Genomic DNA, 15753 nt, shown 5'->3' on the forward strand with positions numbered 1-15753 from the left:
CTGGACTAATGTTTTTTGATACTCGAGTGGCAAGTTTCGGCGGCGGCCATGGCCTCTTCCAAACCCTACGCGCGGTGCGCCAACTTAGCCCGCACCAAATCACTGCGATCGTAACCGTCGCAGACGACGGAGGATCTTCTGGTCGAATCCGCCGCGAACTTGGTCAAATACCTCCAGGGGATCTGCGGATGGCTCTCGCAGCTCTTGCTCCAAACGATGAGCGGGGAAAACTGTGGGAGGAAACTCTACAGCACCGCTTTGGAGGGCACGGAGCGTTAGCAGGACACGCAGTGGGCAATATGCTCATCTCTGGTCTTTATGACGTGCTCGGTTCCGAAGTGGCGGCTCTCGATGCCGTTGCTGAGATGATACGAGCGGAGGGTCGCGTACTACCGCTTGCTGATCAACCACTTGATATCGAGGCGGAGGTCCAAGGGCTGGAATCGGATCCAAGAATTATGCGCGAAGTGCGGGGGCAAGTAGCTGTTGCCACCACTGTGGGCCAGGTGCGCCGAGTGCGGCTTATCCCCGATAAGCCGTCGGCATGCATTGAAGCACTTTGCGCAGTGGAGCAGGCCGATGTGATTACTTTGGGACCTGGATCTTGGTTTTCCTCGGTCTTGCCGCATTTGCTTGTTCCTGAGATGGTGGAAGCCATTAATCAAAGCTCCGCGCTCCGTATCGTCATACTCAATTTGGATGCCGAACCAGGGGAGACAGCCGGCTTTAGTGCGGAACGACACTTGCATATTATGCGACAGCATGCGCAGAACTTTAGCGCCGATATCGTTATTGCTGATTCCTCTGCATTGGGTACACAAGCTGATCGCACTCACCTCGAGCGTGCTGCTGAGAGCATAGGAGCACAATTAAAATTCTACGATCTGAGAGAAGCAGACTATAGGGGGGCTTATACTTCACGTCACGACCCCCGGAAATTGGCAGCTGCACTGCGACAGGAGTATTCAGATCGGGCGGGTGAGGGGGAGGGAACTCTCCATTCTCGCCACAGCTAGTACAATATCTCCTTGGCGAGCAGCCAATCCTGATGAGTCGAGGTGAATGCTGGCCGCCCAATTATAGAGATCACTGGAAAAGAAGGTGTGTCGTATGACCGGACTAAGCGCTCAGATAAAGCAAGAACTGTGCACTGTGACGGTCACTCGGCGAAGCTCACGCATTGCCGAAATCGCAGCCGTTATACGTTTGGCGGGGACAATCGAGCACCTTCCGCATCATATCGTCGTAGAGATAGAGCTCGATGCGCTCTGCGTGGCGCGCCGCGTCAAGGAAGAGATCGAGGATCTATTTGGAAACCACGTTTCCCTGATGGAACTAGGTGCGCATTCCTCAAGGAAAGCCCCCAAATACTTGCTGAGAATAAGCGAGGATGCTGATAAGCTCATCCGGCGCGTGGGACTCGTCACTCGCTCAGGACATACCGTTGTTGGTCTACCACCCCAAGTCATTGCAGGGGCGGTCACAGACCAAGAGGCGGCATGGCGAGGAGCTTTCCTGGCTGCGGGCACGCTAGGCGACCCAGGGCGCAGCAGCGGTTTAGAGATCGCTGCCCCCGGACAAGAGGCATCCCTGGCTTTGGCTGGGTGTGCGAGGCGTTTTGGCATAACCGCAAAGACTAAAGAGTCACGGGGACAGGAGAAAGTAACTATTCGCGACGGCGAGGCCATTTCGGCACTGCTATCGCGGCTTGGCGCTCATTCCAGTCGCATCCAGTGGGACCAAAAACGTCAGCGCTTGGACGCTCGCCCAACCGGGAATAGACTGGCCAATTTCGACGATGCCAATCTCCGTCGCTCAGCGCGTGCCGCAGTGGCGGCGGCTGCCCGGGTAGAACGAGCCATGGCGATCTTAGGGGACGATGTTCCCGACCATCTTGCAGAAGCAGGCTTACTGAGGGTGAGACACCGCCAAGCTTCATTGGAGGAGCTAGGGAGGCTTGCTGATCCCCAAATGACCAAAGATGCAGTGGCCGGTCGAATCAGGCGGCTCTTATCCATGGCTGACAAACGCGCAGAGGAACTTGGTCTTCCCAATACCCTGACCGCGGTTACCGAGGAGCTACTGGACGAGCTATAGCTGTTATTGGACTGTCTTTTTCACGAAGTCCGATCCTCGTTCTCTTCGCATGAGATAGCGGTGTGACCATATTCACCCGGCCTCACTAAAGAAGTGGGAATCCCACATACGATTGTTATGAACTATGGGATAGGGGTGGCACCTTTGGGGGTAGACATGCCTAGCTATGTGGTTTTTGAGAACCGGATTCTCAATTTTCAGGGGTTATATCGCAGGAAAGTACCCCCAAAGATGGCAGAGAAGCCGAAATGGCCGCTATACGCTCGATGAAATCATCCGTGCGCAAAGACCCATAACTCGCTACACTGTAAAGGTGACGGCACAAAGCTTTCGAAGCATTTGCGTAAGTGAGAAATTCCCATACGGGATCTAACTCAGCTTCGGACTCATATGTCGGACAAAACAAGTATTTCTACTTTTTCAAGGAGATAATCAGTGACTATTCGTGTTGGTATTAACGGCTTCGGTCGTATTGGCCGCAACTTCTTCCGTGCCATTGAGGCGCGCGGCGCCGATATCGAGGTTGTAGCAGTTAACGACCTGACCGATAACAAGACCCTTTCTCACCTGCTCAAGAACGACTCCGTTCTAGGCCGCTTGGGTAAAGAGGTCGCTTTCGACGACGAGTCCATCACCGTAGATGGCCACAAGATCGTTGTCACTGCAGAGCGCGATCCAAAGAACCTCAAATGGGGCGACCTCAACGTTGACATCGTTATCGAGTCCACTGGTTTCTTCACCAACGCTGATGCAGCGAAGGCTCACCTCGAGGCCGGAGCGAAGAAGGTTATCATCTCCGCTCCAGCAAAGAACGAAGATGCAACCTTCGTTGTTGGTGTCAACCACACCGACTACGATCCTGCGAACCATCACATCATCTCCAACGCATCCTGCACCACTAACTGCCTGGCACCTCTTGCTAAGGCCCTTAATGATGGTCTTGGCATTGAAAAGGGTCTCATGACCACCATCCACGCTTATACCGGTGATCAGCGCATCCACGATGCACCTCACAGCGACTTGCGCCGTGCCCGCGCTGCAGCCGTGAATATCGTGCCTACCTCCACCGGTGCAGCCAAGGCTGTTGCCTTGGTTCTCCCAGAGCTCAAAGGCAAACTTGACGGCTTTGCAATGCGCGTTCCAGTTATCACTGGTTCCGCTACCGACTTGACCTTCACCGCTTCCCGCGAGACCAGCGTTGAAGAAGTCAATGAGATCGTGAAGAAGGCCGCTGAGGGCGCGCTCAAGGGTGCTCTTACCTACAGTGATGAGCCTTTGGTATCCACTGATATCGTTACCCACCCTTCCCCTTCCATCTTCGATTCCGGTCTGACCAAGGTCATCGGCGACCAGGTGAAGGTTGTTTCTTGGTACGACAACGAGTGGGGCTACTCCAACCAGCTTGTTGCTCTCACCGAGTACGTGGGCGAGCGCCTCTAAGAAACGTGATCTGAGCCGCTCGTGAGTCATCGTCATAGTACCTCTAGCGGCACAGACTAGTGAAAGTCCCGGCACTTACCTCACGGTAGGGGCTGGGGCTTTCCTCTTGTTTTCTCCTCATTACCTCTAGAAAGGCTTGTCTTAAAATGGCTGTCAAAACTCTCCAAGATCTCATCAAAGAAGGCGTGAGCGGACGCCACATCCTCGTGCGCTCTGATTTCAACGTTCCACTCAACGACGCCCGTGAAATTACCGACGCCGGTCGTATCACTGCCTCGCTGCCTACTATTAAGGCTCTTTCCGAAGCCGGTGCCCGCGTTATTCTCATGGCCCATCTGGGCCGCCCCAAGGGTGAAGTGAACGAAAAATATTCCCTCGCTCCTGTCGCAGAGGCCCTGTCTGAGGCCCTCGGACAGTACGTCGCTCTAGCAGCGGATGTCGTGGGGGAGGACGCCCACGAGCGCGCTAATGGCCTCAACGATGGAGATGTCCTGCTGCTTGAGAATGTACGCTTCGACCCTCGTGAAACTTCGAAAGACGAAGGCGAGCGTGGCAGCTTCGCCGACCAGCTCGTAGCCCTTGCTGCTGAGAAGGGGGCCTTTGTATCCGATGGATTCGGCGTTGTCCACCGTGCTCAAGCATCGGTTTATGATGTGGCCAAGCGGCTGCCCCACTATGCTGGTCATCTGGTGCAAAAGGAAATCGACGTGCTCCGCAAGATGGTGGACGCTCCCGAGCGCCCGTATACCGTCATCCTGGGGGGCGCCAAAGTCTCCGATAAACTCGGGGTAATCGAAGCACTTGCCAGCAAGGCAGATAAGATCATTATCGGCGGAGGCATGTGCTATACCTTCCTCGCAGCCAAGGGCATCAACGTTCAAGAATCCCTGCTTCAGGAGGAACAGATTGATAACTGCCGTTCTCTGATGGAAACTTTTGGAGACAAGCTCGTTCTTCCTGTTGATCTCGTTTCCGCCTCCCACTTCGCTCAAGACGCAGAAACCAAGATCGTTGAACGCGACAGCATTCCGGAGGGATGGATGTCCTTGGATGTTGGACCTGAAACTGTCAAGAAATACGCCGCTGTGATTAAGGAAGCTAAGACCATCTTCTGGAACGGACCCATGGGCGTCTTCGAATTTGAGGCTTTCTCGAAGGGCACTAAGGGAATCGCTGAAGCAATCATCGATGCTACCTCTGGCGGAGCCTTCTCCGTTGTTGGTGGCGGCGATTCCGCGGCCGCTGTCCGTAGCCTTGGCCTCAAGGAGGAGGGATTTAGCCATATCTCCACTGGTGGTGGCGCCTCCCTAGAATTCCTTGAAGGTAAAGAATTGCCTGGCGTGAAGGTACTGGAAGGCTAGAAGACTTCAACACTAGGCAAGGATACAACCTCCTTGCCTCAATGGATCGACTACCCGGCGAATCCCGTGAGGTTCGCACGGAAAGGAATGTGAAAAATATGGCACGTAAACCACTTATCGCTGGCAACTGGAAGATGAACCTCAATCACCTCGAGGCGACTGCCTGCGTTCAAAAGCTCGCTTTTGCTTTGCCCAAGGAGTACTACGAGAAGGTCGACGTCGCAGTGACTGTACCTTTTACTGATTTACGCTCGGTGCAAACCCTCGTAGAGGGTGACAAGCTACAGATCACCTACGGCGCTCAAGACGTATCCCGTCACGAATCTGGCGCCTATACTGGCGAAATTGCAGCTGGCATGCTCGAGAAACTCGGCTGCTCCTGGGTTGTTATCGGCCACTCTGAGCGTCGCGAATACCACGGGGAAAGTAATGAACTCGTCGCCGCCAAAGCTCAAGTTACGCTCAAGCATGGCATGCACCCCATAGTATGTGTCGGCGAAGAACTGCCCATCCGTGAGGCTGGACAGCACGTAGAGTATGTAGTCGAGCAAACTCGTGCATCGCTGGCCGGACTGAGCGCCGATGATCTCGCCAAGACCGTGATCGCATATGAGCCGGTCTGGGCAATCGGTACCGGCAAAGTTGCTTCCGCTGCGGATGCTCAAGAAGTATGCGCCGCAATCCGCGGTTTGCTCAAGGAACTGGCCGGCGAGGAGATCGCTCATCAGATGCGGATCCTCTATGGCGGTTCGGTAAAGGCTGAGACTGTGGCTGAGTTAGTGTCTCAGCCCGATGTAGATGGAGGCCTCGTGGGCGGTGCCTCCCTCGACGGTGAGGCATTCGCAAAACTGGCAGCTAATGCTGCTGGTGGCGCCCTATAAATAAGAGGTTAACGGTGAGGCTTCGGCGCTTGTGAAGGTCGAAGCCTCTCCTTTTTGTCCACCATCTCAGCGCTGCGTGCACTAACAACTAGGGTAGGTGGCGCATATTCAGCCGGTTGCGTTAACACAGGCGGTTTTAAAGTACTTTTCTATTGTGAGGCTGATCAGCAGTTATGACAATTTCAGTGAAAGAAGATATGCGGTATCTCGGTTCACTCCTCGGCAAGGTTATCGCAGAGCAAGAGGGTGAGGAGGTACTCGAGCGGGTCGAGGCGGCTCGGCAACTGTCCTTCAAGGTAGCCAGAAATGAGGCAGGTATCCAGGAGCTAGTTGCTATGTTCCGTGACCAAACTTCAGAAGCATTCCTGCCTGTGGTTCGCGGCTTCTACCACTTTGCTCTCCTGGCCAACGTTGTGGAGGACCTTCACGACCATTGCGAATTTGTTGCTTCGCGCGAGAAGGGGGAGCCAGCAAAAGACTCCACTTTGGAAGCAACCTGGAAAAAGCTCGTCGACTCCGAAGTAGCTGGGGAAGATATAGCGGATATGCTAGCCAATGCCGAAATCGCGCCGGTACTAACCGCGCACCCCACCGAAACTCGACGTCGCACAGTATTTGATGCCCAGAGTCATATCACTGAGCAGCTCAGACGCCGGCACCGAGTTATTCAAGCTGGAGAAAATGCCCTCACTCAATCCCGGTTGTCCCACATCGAGAATGAGATTAAGCGATGGATGAATACCCTCTGGCAGACTGCTTTGATGCGAGTAGCCCGGCCGACAATCGAAGACGAGATTGAGGTGGGTTTGCGGTACTATAAATTAGCCCTTCTGCAGGCCATCCCTGAGCTTAACCAAAGCGTGAAGCACCAACTTTTTGACCACTATGGCATCCGCGCCCGTGAAGGCGCTGCCATCAAGCCAGGCTCGTGGATCGGTGGTGATCACGACGGAAACCCCTATGTCACAGCAAAAACGCTTCATTATGCCACTACCCGTGCTGCCGAAACTGTCCTGAAATACTATATAGCGCAGCTGCATAAGCTCGAACATGAACTCAGTATCTCAGACCGGATTTCGAGCGTCACCGAAGAGCTACTAGAACTGGCCGCTCAGGGGCACAACGATATACCCGGCCGTGTGGATGAACCCTATCGACGTGCGATTCATGGAATTCGCGGTCGCATGATGGCCACTCTAGCCTCCCTCATCGAATCCGCCGCACCAGAGGACGATTGGTACCAGATCCATGAACCTTATGCCAGCGCCGAGGAAACTGCTCGTGACTTAGAGATCATTGACGCCTCGCTGCGTGCTTCAAATGATGACACAATCGCTGAAGACCGATTAGCGTTAGTGCGCACGGCCCTCATGACCTTCGGTTTCAATCTCTACTCGATGGATTTACGTCAAAATTCTGATAGCTACGAGGACGCTCTGACAGAGATCTTCGCCCACGCTCAGGTGACAGAAGATTATCGTAGCCTCGATGAGCAGTCTAAGAGAGAAATACTCTTGCGCGAATTGCGCTCGCGGCGACCACTCATTTCTAAGAGCGGAGGAGACTTCAGCGAGGCCACCCAACGCGAGCTTGATTTGCTCGAAGAAGCTAAGCGGGCGATAGATAAGTTCGGTCCTCGGATGATTCCTCACTCGATCATATCGATGGCACAATCCGTTTCCGATATCTTAGAGCCGATGGTACTACTCAAAGAGTTCGGCATTATCGAGGCCAACGGAGATCATCCCACAGGCGATATCGATATTATTCCGCTATTTGAGACTATCGATGATTTGGCCGCTGGTTCTACTATCCTCGAGGAGCTATGGGGCATCCCGCTTTACCGTTCCTACCTTCGCCAGCGCGGCGATATGCAGGAGGTCATGCTCGGATATTCAGATTCCAATAAGGACGGAGGATACTTTGCCGCGAATTGGGCGCTCTACGACGCCGAAGTGGATCTCGTTCAACTTAGCCAGCGCCATAATATCAGGCTGCGTTTATTCCATGGCCGCGGAGGTGTTGTGGGTCGAGGAGGCGGACCTTCTTACGACGCGATATTAGCCCAACCGCATGGTGCTGTTCAGGGCGCGGTGCGCATCACCGAACAGGGAGAGGTTATATCTGCCAAATATGGAACGCTGGAGACGGCCCGTCGTAATCTGGAAACACTGCTTGCTGCCACTATAGAGGCGACGCTACTGAAAAAGAAGAATCCCGCGCGAGAAGAAGCACACCAGATTATGCGAGATATCTCGGCCCTAAGCCAGGAAAAGTATGCAGCTTTAGCTCATGAGGACCCAGGTTTCATTGACTATTTCAAAGCATCGACGCCGCTGGCTGAGATTGGGTCACTGAATATAGGGTCACGCCCTGCCTCGCGCAAGCAGACTGAGGCTATCTCAGATCTACGGGCTATTCCATGGGTACTAAGCTGGACCCAATCACGCGTGATGCTGCCCGGATGGTTTGGCGTGGGAACCGCGCTGAAATGCTGGATTGAACAGGGTGAAGATCCTAACGCACGCCTAGAAAAGCTAAGGATGCTCTATAAGGAGTGGCCATTCTTCGATGCGCTGCTGTCCAATATGGCCCAGGTGATGTCGAAGACTGAAATGACTCTAGCCAAGTTGTATTCAGAATTAGTTGAAGATCAAGAAGCCGCTATTCGGATCTATGAAACGATCCAGGCAGAATACGAGCTCACTAAGGAAATGTTCCTCGCTATTTCGGGAGCCAGAGAACTGCTCTACGACAACCCGCAGCTCGCTCGATCAGTGCGTCGCCGGTATCCTTATCTGCTGCCACTCAATGTTATCCAAGCGGAATTGCTGAGACGGTATCGTGCAGATGGATCCGAGGGTGACCGAGAGGCCTCCGTCGGCTACGGGATTCGTTTAACGATGAACGGTTTAGCAACCGCACTGCGGAATTCAGGCTAGTGATAATGTGGTGTATCATGGTGAAGACGAAAAGCTGCTCCATAGGGTAGCTGTGAAAACGAATCAAAGAAGGTTTTATTAAATGGTTCTCGCCCTGCAGATTATTTTGGTGCTTTCCAGTGTTTTGATGACTCTGTTTGTTTTATTGCACCGCGGTAAAGGTGGCGGACTCTCCAGCCTTTTTGGTGGCGGCGTTCAGTCTAACCTTTCGGGATCTACCGTGGTAGAAAAGAACCTCGATCGCTTCACCATTGTTACAGGGCTCATCTGGATGACCTGTATCGTTGCTCTAAATCTCATCCAATCTTATGCAGTATAAGAAAAATCCCCTCTAACGAGGGGATTTTTTCTTAACTGAGTACATCCTGAGTCGCGTAGAGAACTGTTTCCTTTCGCCCATACGCACCAGTAGCCGGCCACTGGGTAAAATCCTCGCACCCAACCAACGCAGATGCTGCCCGGGATTTCTCTGACCCAGAGACCAAGAACCACACATAATCTGAGCGGCGAATCGCCGGGTAGGTCAAAGATACGCGCTCCCGCGGTGGCTTAGGTGAATCGAAAACGGGGAGAACTAATCGTCGACTTTCCTTTTGGATAGGAGAGTGAGGGAATATGGAATTGATATGGCCCTCGCCGCCCATTCCCAAGAGGTGAAGATCGAAACCTTGGGGAGCAAAATCGCTCAGGACAGCTTCATAGGAGTGCGCCGCGTCCTCTAAGTCGACTCCACCTAATCCGTACCCATGGATATTCGCCTCAGGAATATCAATGTGGTCTAGGAGCGCCTCCCTCGCCTGTCCTTCGTTAGAATCGCTGTGATCGACGGACACATTACGTTCATCACCGAAGAAGAGATGAACGAGTTCCCAATTGATATCCATGGTCCTCAGTTCTCTGAGGATGCCAATCCCAGCCCCACCGCCTGTCAGCACGATCCGGGCCACACCGTCGGAGTGCGCTCCACCTGTGCTGTTAATCGAGAGTATAAGACGCCTAAGGTCTCTTGCAGCCTGTTCTAGAAGCGGCTCCACGGTGTTAAAGCTGTTTATTTTTACCATTTCTCTTAGTTCCTTCAGAAATTAAACCGATGGGTAATGAACGGCGGTTAGGCCACGCAGAGCCTTGTGGTATGCGGCATCGGGATCGAGATGACGAAGTTCCTCTGCTAAGCAGTCTGCCGTTGAGCGAACATTGACCGCCACCTTGGCCTTCATATCGCCCGATTCAACACAAATTGTCTGATTTTGAGGGTCTGATCGAAGCACCAATATTTCAGATTCTCTTTCGATCTCCACCAATGCCACTGGGATCTCGTCATCGGAGTCCACCTCCAAAATCTTTCTGGTCGTGGGTACCCTTAATCGATCGACCAGCCAACCAGCTGCCAAATCGACAGAAGGTGAGTTCGCAGGACCGAAGACTGTAATTGAGCGAATGTCCTCATGTGGAGGTTGATCCAATGCCGAAGCTAATACGCCGCGCCATGGGGTGAGACGAGCCCATGCGATATCGGTATCACCTGGCGCATAGGAGTTGCGGCGGTGGTACAAAGCATCGACAAGTTTATCAAAGCGTGCATCGGTGATACGACGTTGGGCTATCTTTCCCAGCGGATCCTCGCTAGGAAAAGCGGGGGAGCTAAATGGCCACCAGACTACAATTGGGGTATCTGGAAGCAGCAACGGAGTCACCACATGAACCAGGTGGTCATTGACCTCACCGTGGAGCTTCATGATAATGAGCTCGGAAGCACCCGCATCACCTCCGATCCGCACCTCAGCATCGAGGTGATGGTCAGCGTCGGTATCGCCTTTGACAAGAACGATGACACGAGAAGGATGTTCTCGCGAAGCCATCTTAGTTGCCTCGATGATGCTCTCAAGAGGATCAGTAGCTGCGACGACTACCAGCAAAGTAAGCACTCGGGACGTGGTGCCCTGCATGCCATTATCACGCATTTTTACCAGGGTATTAGCAATCTCGCTGGTACTGGAATTATCTAGGCAAAAAATCATCAGTTTGCTACCTTCATCTATGGACGCCGCCACACACGGTGCGAACCAGCGAGGATACGATCAGCAGAAGCGGGCCCCCACGTACCTGCAGCATATTCATCGGGACGCCCGCGCCTAGCCCAATAATCGAGGATTGGGTCGAGAATCTTCCAAGAGAGTTCAACCTCCTCGTTGGTGGGGAAGAGAGACGCCTCATCGAGGAGGGCATCAAGAATGAGACGTTCGTAGGCTTCAGGAGATTCTTCTGTAAAAGCTTCGCTGTAGGAGAAGTCCATATTCACATCGCGCACTTCCATTCCCGACCCTGGGACCTTAGAGCCAAAGCGCAGCAGCATCCCTTCATCGGGCTGAACCCTAATAACAACTACATTTGGGCCCTGGGCGTGGCGTGATCCCTCGGAGAAAGGTTGATGGGGGGCATCTTTGAATATGAGAGCTATTTCAGTGACGCGACGCCCCAGTCGTTTACCTGTTCGCAAAAAGAAGGGGACCCCGGCCCATCGACGAGAATTAATTTCTAAGGTACAGGCGGCGTATGTTTCGGTTGTGGAATCTGGATCAAATCCATCTTCCTCGCGCAAACCTCGGACAAATTCAGACCCTTGCCAGCCAGCCGTGTATTGGCCTCGAGCAGTAGTTTTACCGTAGGGCTCAACAGGGCGGGTTGCGCGCAGTACTTTAATCTTTTCTGCTTGGAGTTGTTCTGGAGTGAAGTCGATCGGTTCTTCCATGGCAACGAGAGCGAGAAGTTGGATCAAGTGATTTTGAATAACATCGCGGGCAGCCCCGATGCCGTCATAGTAGCCAGCGCGCCCTCCTAGACCGATATCTTCGGCCATAGTAATTTGCACGTGGTCAATATAGTGGGAATTCCAGAGCGGATCGAAAAGCTGATTGGCAAAGCGCAGCGCCATAATATTTTGCACAGTTTCTTTGCCTAGATAGTGATCGATGCGAAAGACCGCGTGCTCTGGGAAGACGGAATTAATGATATTGTTTAGCTCTCTCGCAGTTTTCTGGTCATGCCCGAAGGGCTTTTCCACGATGACCCGTCGCCATGAGCCCTTGGGGCCCTTAGCCATTCCGGAGCGCTCTAGCTGGTGGCAGACATCGGAGAAATAGTCCGGCGGCACCGAAAGGTAAAATGCCCAGTTACCTGCGGTTCCACGGTCGCGATCCAGTTCTTCAAGCTTGGCTGCGAGCGAATCAAATGCCTGGTCATCATCAAAATTGCCTCGAACAAAGTGCATGCCCTCGGCCAATCGGTGCCAAATATTCTCATTGAAGTCAGTGCGGGCTCCAGATTTAACCGCCTTGAGAACATATTCTTCAAAATCCGTTTTTGTCCAGTCGCGGCGACCGTAGCCCACGAGGGAGAATCCAGCTGGTAATAACCCGCGGGAGGCGAGATCGTAAATGGCTGGTAAGAGTTTTTTCCGAGCCAAGTCACCAGTCACTCCGAAGATCACCATGCCAGAGGGGCCAGCTATCTGAGGTAGCCTTTTGTCGCTGGTGCTTCTTAACGGATGAAGCCACTCTTGAGGATCACTATCTATTTTTTGCACGCTTTTACTCACGTCCTCGCATCTTACTCGGCACCAGAATTAACCTCACACTCTGCACATAACCGCGATAGCCCACTGCAATGAGGGCTTCGCTATTACTGCAGCCGAGCTCCCATTGATTCCAGCAGGTCCTCCCACGCTGCCACGAATTTCTCGACCCCTTCAGCTTCCAACTTTTCGAAAACATCTGGCAGATCAATACCTAGATCTTGTAAGGTGCTGAGCACCTTGGCCGCGTCGTTCTCGGCTTCACTGAGGGTATCACCCTTGATATCTTCCGCTTCAAGCGTGGCATCAATTGTGCTCTCAGGCATTGTATTAACGGTTAGTGGGCCCGCCAGCTCGGTTACATACAGGGTGGCGGGGTAGTTGGGATTTTTGACGCCGGTCGAAGCCCACAACGGCCGCTGAATATGCGCACCTGCTGGCATATCTGCACTCTTGAATTGATCAGCGAATAGCGCGTAGGCCACTCGAGCGTTAGCTATGCCCGCTTTACCCCGCATGGCCAGAGCTTCCGGTGTGCCGATATCTTCGAGTCGCGCGTCGATTTCGGTGTCGAGTCGGGAGACAAAAAACGAAGCCACAGAGTGGATTTTTGTCACATCCAGATTGTTTCGGTAGGCGGCATTGATTCCGTCGATATAGGCCTCGATCACCTGGCCGTAGCGTTCGACGGAGAAAATGAGCGTGACATTAACGCTGATTCCTTCAGCAAGTGCTGCTGATATTGCGGGGAGCGAGCCTTCGGTGGCCGGGATCTTGATCATGAGGTTTTCCCGATCAACACGCTCCCATAGGGTCCGCGCCTGAGCTAAAGTTGCGGCCGCATCATCTGAAATGCGCGGATCTACTTCAATCGAGACGCGGCCATCTTTCCCCTGAGTTTCGAGGTAGATATCCCGGAAAATATCGCACGCGTCGCGAACATCTTGGATACTCATTTCATAGACGGCCTCGTCTGCGGGCATTCCCTGCTCTTTAAGCGCTGCAATCTGATCATCATAGGCAGAGCCTTGCGACATTGCATGAGCAAAAATAGCGGGGTTGGTGGTCACTCCCACAACACTTTTGTCGGAGATAACTCGTCGAAGATTTCCAGAGTTAATGCGATCACGGCTGAGGTCATCTAACCAGGTGGACGTTCCAACGGCTTGGAGCTTATCTATTGCATTCATGGTTTCATCCTTGAGGTTTTTAACGAAAGTATTTAAATGCGGGCGAAACTTTCAGATCTCAGTTCCGCCCGCACTACTTCTTTACTGGTTCCTAGGCAGCCAGACTGTCTTTAGCGGCTTTCACGACGTTGTCGACCGTGAAACCAAATTCTTCAAACAGTTTGTCGGCTGGAGCCGAGGCGCCAAAATGTTCGAGCGATATAGCCCGCCCCTGCAATCCTAGGTGGCGATGCCACGGCATGGAGATTCCCGCCTCAACAGCAACGCGGGCGCGTACGTGAGGTGGCAGTACGGACTCTTGGTAGGCCTGGTCTTGCTCCTCGAACCAGTCGAGGCAGGGAACCGAAACAACGCGGGCGGCAATACCCTCCTTCTCCAATTGAGCAGCTGCCTTTACTACCAACTGAACCTCGGATCCGCTGGCCATGAGTAGGACCTCAGGCGTAGCGGCAGAGGCTTCCTTGAGTATATAAGCGCCACGACGAAGTCCCTCGCGAGCCTTCTCTTTAGTGCCGTCTAGGACCGGGAGATTCTGGCGCGAGAGCGCTAAACCCTTTGGGCCTTCCTTGTAGAGTAGCGCTGCGCGCCAAGCCGCTGCAGTCTCGTTAGCGTCGGCGGGGCGAATAAGTGATAGTCCGGGGATAGCACGAAGGCTTGCCAGTTGCTCTACTGGCTGGTGAGTGGGACCATCCTCGCCAAGTCCAATGGAATCGTGGGTCCAGACATAGTAAGCATCAGTTCCCATGAGGGCGGCTAGACGCACAGCGGGGCGCATATAGTCGGAGAAAATTAAGAAGGTTCCGCCGTACGGCCTCGTGCCCCCGTGCAGCGCGATTCCGTTCATAATCGCACTCATGGCGTGCTCGCGAATACCGAAATGGAGGTTACGGCCATCTGGTGCCGCAGTCCAGGTGGAGGTGCTAATAGACTCTGGTCCGAATGATTTTTCACTCTTCATCACGGTGTTATTGGAACCAGCTAGATCGGCGGAGCCGCCCCAAAGCTCAGGCAGGGTTTTCGCCAGTTCCTGAATGACCGACTCTGAGGCCTTGCGGGTAGCCACTGAGTCCCCGGCCTCCCACGTCGGTAGATCAGCATCGAAGTCAGCTGGTAGCTCACGCTTATTAAGACGCTCGAAGAGCTCCCGTTTTTCGGGGTGCTGTTGAGACCATTGCTCGAATTTCTGTGACCATTCGGCATGCTTATTTGCACCGCGCTCGACCAAATTGCGGGTGTGAGCTAATACCTCATCGCTGATAGGGAAGTGGATTTCAGGATCAAAGCCGAGTTCTCGCTTTGTGGCGGCGATTTCCTCTTCGCCCAGGGCAGCGCCATGGACAGCGCCGGTATTCATCATAGTTGGGGCGGGATAACCAATGATGGTACGAACCCGAATAAACGATGGACGCTGGCGGTCAGCCTGGGCCGCAGCAATAGCCTCTTCGATGGCGACGATATCCTCGCCGCTCTCAACTTCTAGTACTTGCCATCCATACGCCCGATAGCGTGCGCAAACATCCTCGTCAAAGGCAATATCGGTTTCCTCTTCGATGGAGATTTTATTATCATCCCAAAAGACGATGAGGTTACCTAGCTTCTGAGTACCCGCGAGCGAACAGGCCTCAGACGTTACCCCTTCCTGCATATCGCCGTCGGAGGCGATGGTGTAGATATAGTGATCGAATGGTGACTCACCTTGGGGCGTATCCGGATCGAATAGCATGCGCTCACGGCGTGCCGCCATAGCCATACCCACCGCGGAGGCTAACCCTTGACCGAGTGGTCCGGTGGTAATTTCCACGCCTTTAGTGTGGCGGTACTCGGGGTGACCTGGGGTCTTTGCGCCCCAGGTACGCAGGGCCTTGAGGTCATCGAGTTCCAGGCCAAAACCTCCGTAAAACAGCTGGATATATTGAGTGAGCGAACTGTGACCACACGAGAGTACAAAACGGTCACGGCCTACCCATTGATCGTCCTGGGGGTCAACATTCATCGTGTGCTGATACAGGGTGTAGGCAAGCGGCGCCAGTGACATTGCGGTGCCGGGGTGCCCTGAGCCGCATTTCTGCACGGCATCTGCAGCGAGGATGCGAGCGGTGTCAATGGCTTGTGTATCCAAATCACTCCAGTGATCTGGATAATTGCGAACCGTATGCTTTTTAAGCTCAGGAGATAAGGTCACAGTGATAGTCCGTCCTTTAATATTTTTTCGTGGTCGAGGCTCGCGCAAGCGAGTTTATGCGCGAACCACATCCCACAGTTTAGCGCCAT

At 53.5% G+C, this 15753-nt stretch carries 12 protein-coding genes; 7 read left to right on the forward strand and 5 right to left on the reverse strand.

Annotated elements, in window-relative coordinates; translation table 11 throughout:
* Window positions 1-8: 8 nt before the first annotated feature.
* The 7 genes from yvcK to secG all read left to right on the forward strand — a co-directional run bounded on the left by yvcK (window position 9) and on the right by secG (window position 9040).
* Window positions 9-1016 (forward strand): uridine diphosphate-N-acetylglucosamine-binding protein YvcK, encoded by a 1008-nt coding sequence (yvcK, locus tag NXT01_RS01580; RefSeq protein ID WP_259076781.1) that lies wholly within the window; start codon window positions 9-11, stop codon window positions 1014-1016.
* A 94-nt stretch (window positions 1017-1110) separates the two neighbouring features.
* Entirely contained in the window at window positions 1111-2097 is a 987-nt protein-coding gene (gene whiA / locus NXT01_RS01585; RefSeq protein WP_259076796.1) for a DNA-binding protein WhiA, read from the forward strand.
* A gap of 435 nt (window positions 2098-2532) precedes the next feature.
* Window positions 2533-3537: a type I glyceraldehyde-3-phosphate dehydrogenase gene (gene gap / locus NXT01_RS01590; protein WP_259076798.1), complete on the forward strand. Its 1005-nt coding sequence runs from the start codon at window positions 2533-2535 to the stop codon at window positions 3535-3537.
* A gap of 146 nt (window positions 3538-3683) precedes the next feature.
* Window positions 3684-4898: a phosphoglycerate kinase gene (locus NXT01_RS01595; protein ID WP_259076801.1), complete on the forward strand. Its 1215-nt coding sequence runs from the start codon at window positions 3684-3686 to the stop codon at window positions 4896-4898.
* A gap of 98 nt (window positions 4899-4996) precedes the next feature.
* Complete coding sequence (gene tpiA / locus NXT01_RS01600; RefSeq protein ID WP_259076803.1) at window positions 4997-5779, forward strand: triose-phosphate isomerase; 783 nt, start codon at window positions 4997-4999, stop codon at window positions 5777-5779.
* Between the two features lie 173 nt (window positions 5780-5952).
* A complete protein-coding gene (gene ppc / locus NXT01_RS01605; RefSeq protein WP_259076806.1) occupies window positions 5953-8721 on the forward strand; it encodes a phosphoenolpyruvate carboxylase in 2769 nt (922 codons plus the stop codon).
* Window positions 8722-8803: 82 nt separating this feature from the next.
* Complete coding sequence (secG, locus tag NXT01_RS01610) at window positions 8804-9040, forward strand: preprotein translocase subunit SecG (RefSeq protein WP_259076808.1); 237 nt, start codon at window positions 8804-8806, stop codon at window positions 9038-9040.
* A gap of 31 nt (window positions 9041-9071) precedes the next feature.
* Here secG and pgl read toward each other — a convergent pair whose 3' ends face one another.
* The 5 genes from pgl to tkt form a co-directional block, all read right to left on the reverse strand.
* Window positions 9072-9782 carry a 6-phosphogluconolactonase gene (gene pgl / locus NXT01_RS01615; protein ID WP_259076810.1) on the reverse strand — a complete coding sequence of 237 codons (711 nt, stop codon included), beginning with the start codon at window positions 9780-9782 and terminating at the stop codon, window positions 9072-9074.
* A 21-nt stretch (window positions 9783-9803) separates the two neighbouring features.
* Window positions 9804-10739, reverse strand: coding sequence for a glucose-6-phosphate dehydrogenase assembly protein OpcA (locus tag NXT01_RS01620; RefSeq protein ID WP_259076812.1), 936 nt, complete (start codon window positions 10737-10739; stop codon window positions 9804-9806).
* 17 nt (window positions 10740-10756) lie between these two features.
* A complete protein-coding gene (gene zwf, locus NXT01_RS01625; protein ID WP_259076814.1) occupies window positions 10757-12316 on the reverse strand; it encodes a glucose-6-phosphate dehydrogenase in 1560 nt (519 codons plus the stop codon).
* Window positions 12317-12399: 83 nt separating this feature from the next.
* On the reverse strand, window positions 12400-13482 hold the full coding sequence (gene tal, locus NXT01_RS01630) for a transaldolase (RefSeq protein ID WP_259076815.1): 1083 nt from the start codon (window positions 13480-13482) through the stop codon (window positions 12400-12402).
* 91 nt (window positions 13483-13573) lie between these two features.
* Window positions 13574-15664 carry a transketolase gene (gene tkt, locus NXT01_RS01635; RefSeq protein WP_259076826.1) on the reverse strand — a complete coding sequence of 697 codons (2091 nt, stop codon included), beginning with the start codon at window positions 15662-15664 and terminating at the stop codon, window positions 13574-13576.
* Window positions 15665-15753 lie beyond the last annotated feature (89 nt).

The sequence above is a fragment of the Corynebacterium sp. ES2775-CONJ genome, from assembly GCF_024814515.1.
Taxonomy (GTDB): Bacteria; Actinomycetota; Actinomycetes; order Mycobacteriales; family Mycobacteriaceae; genus Corynebacterium.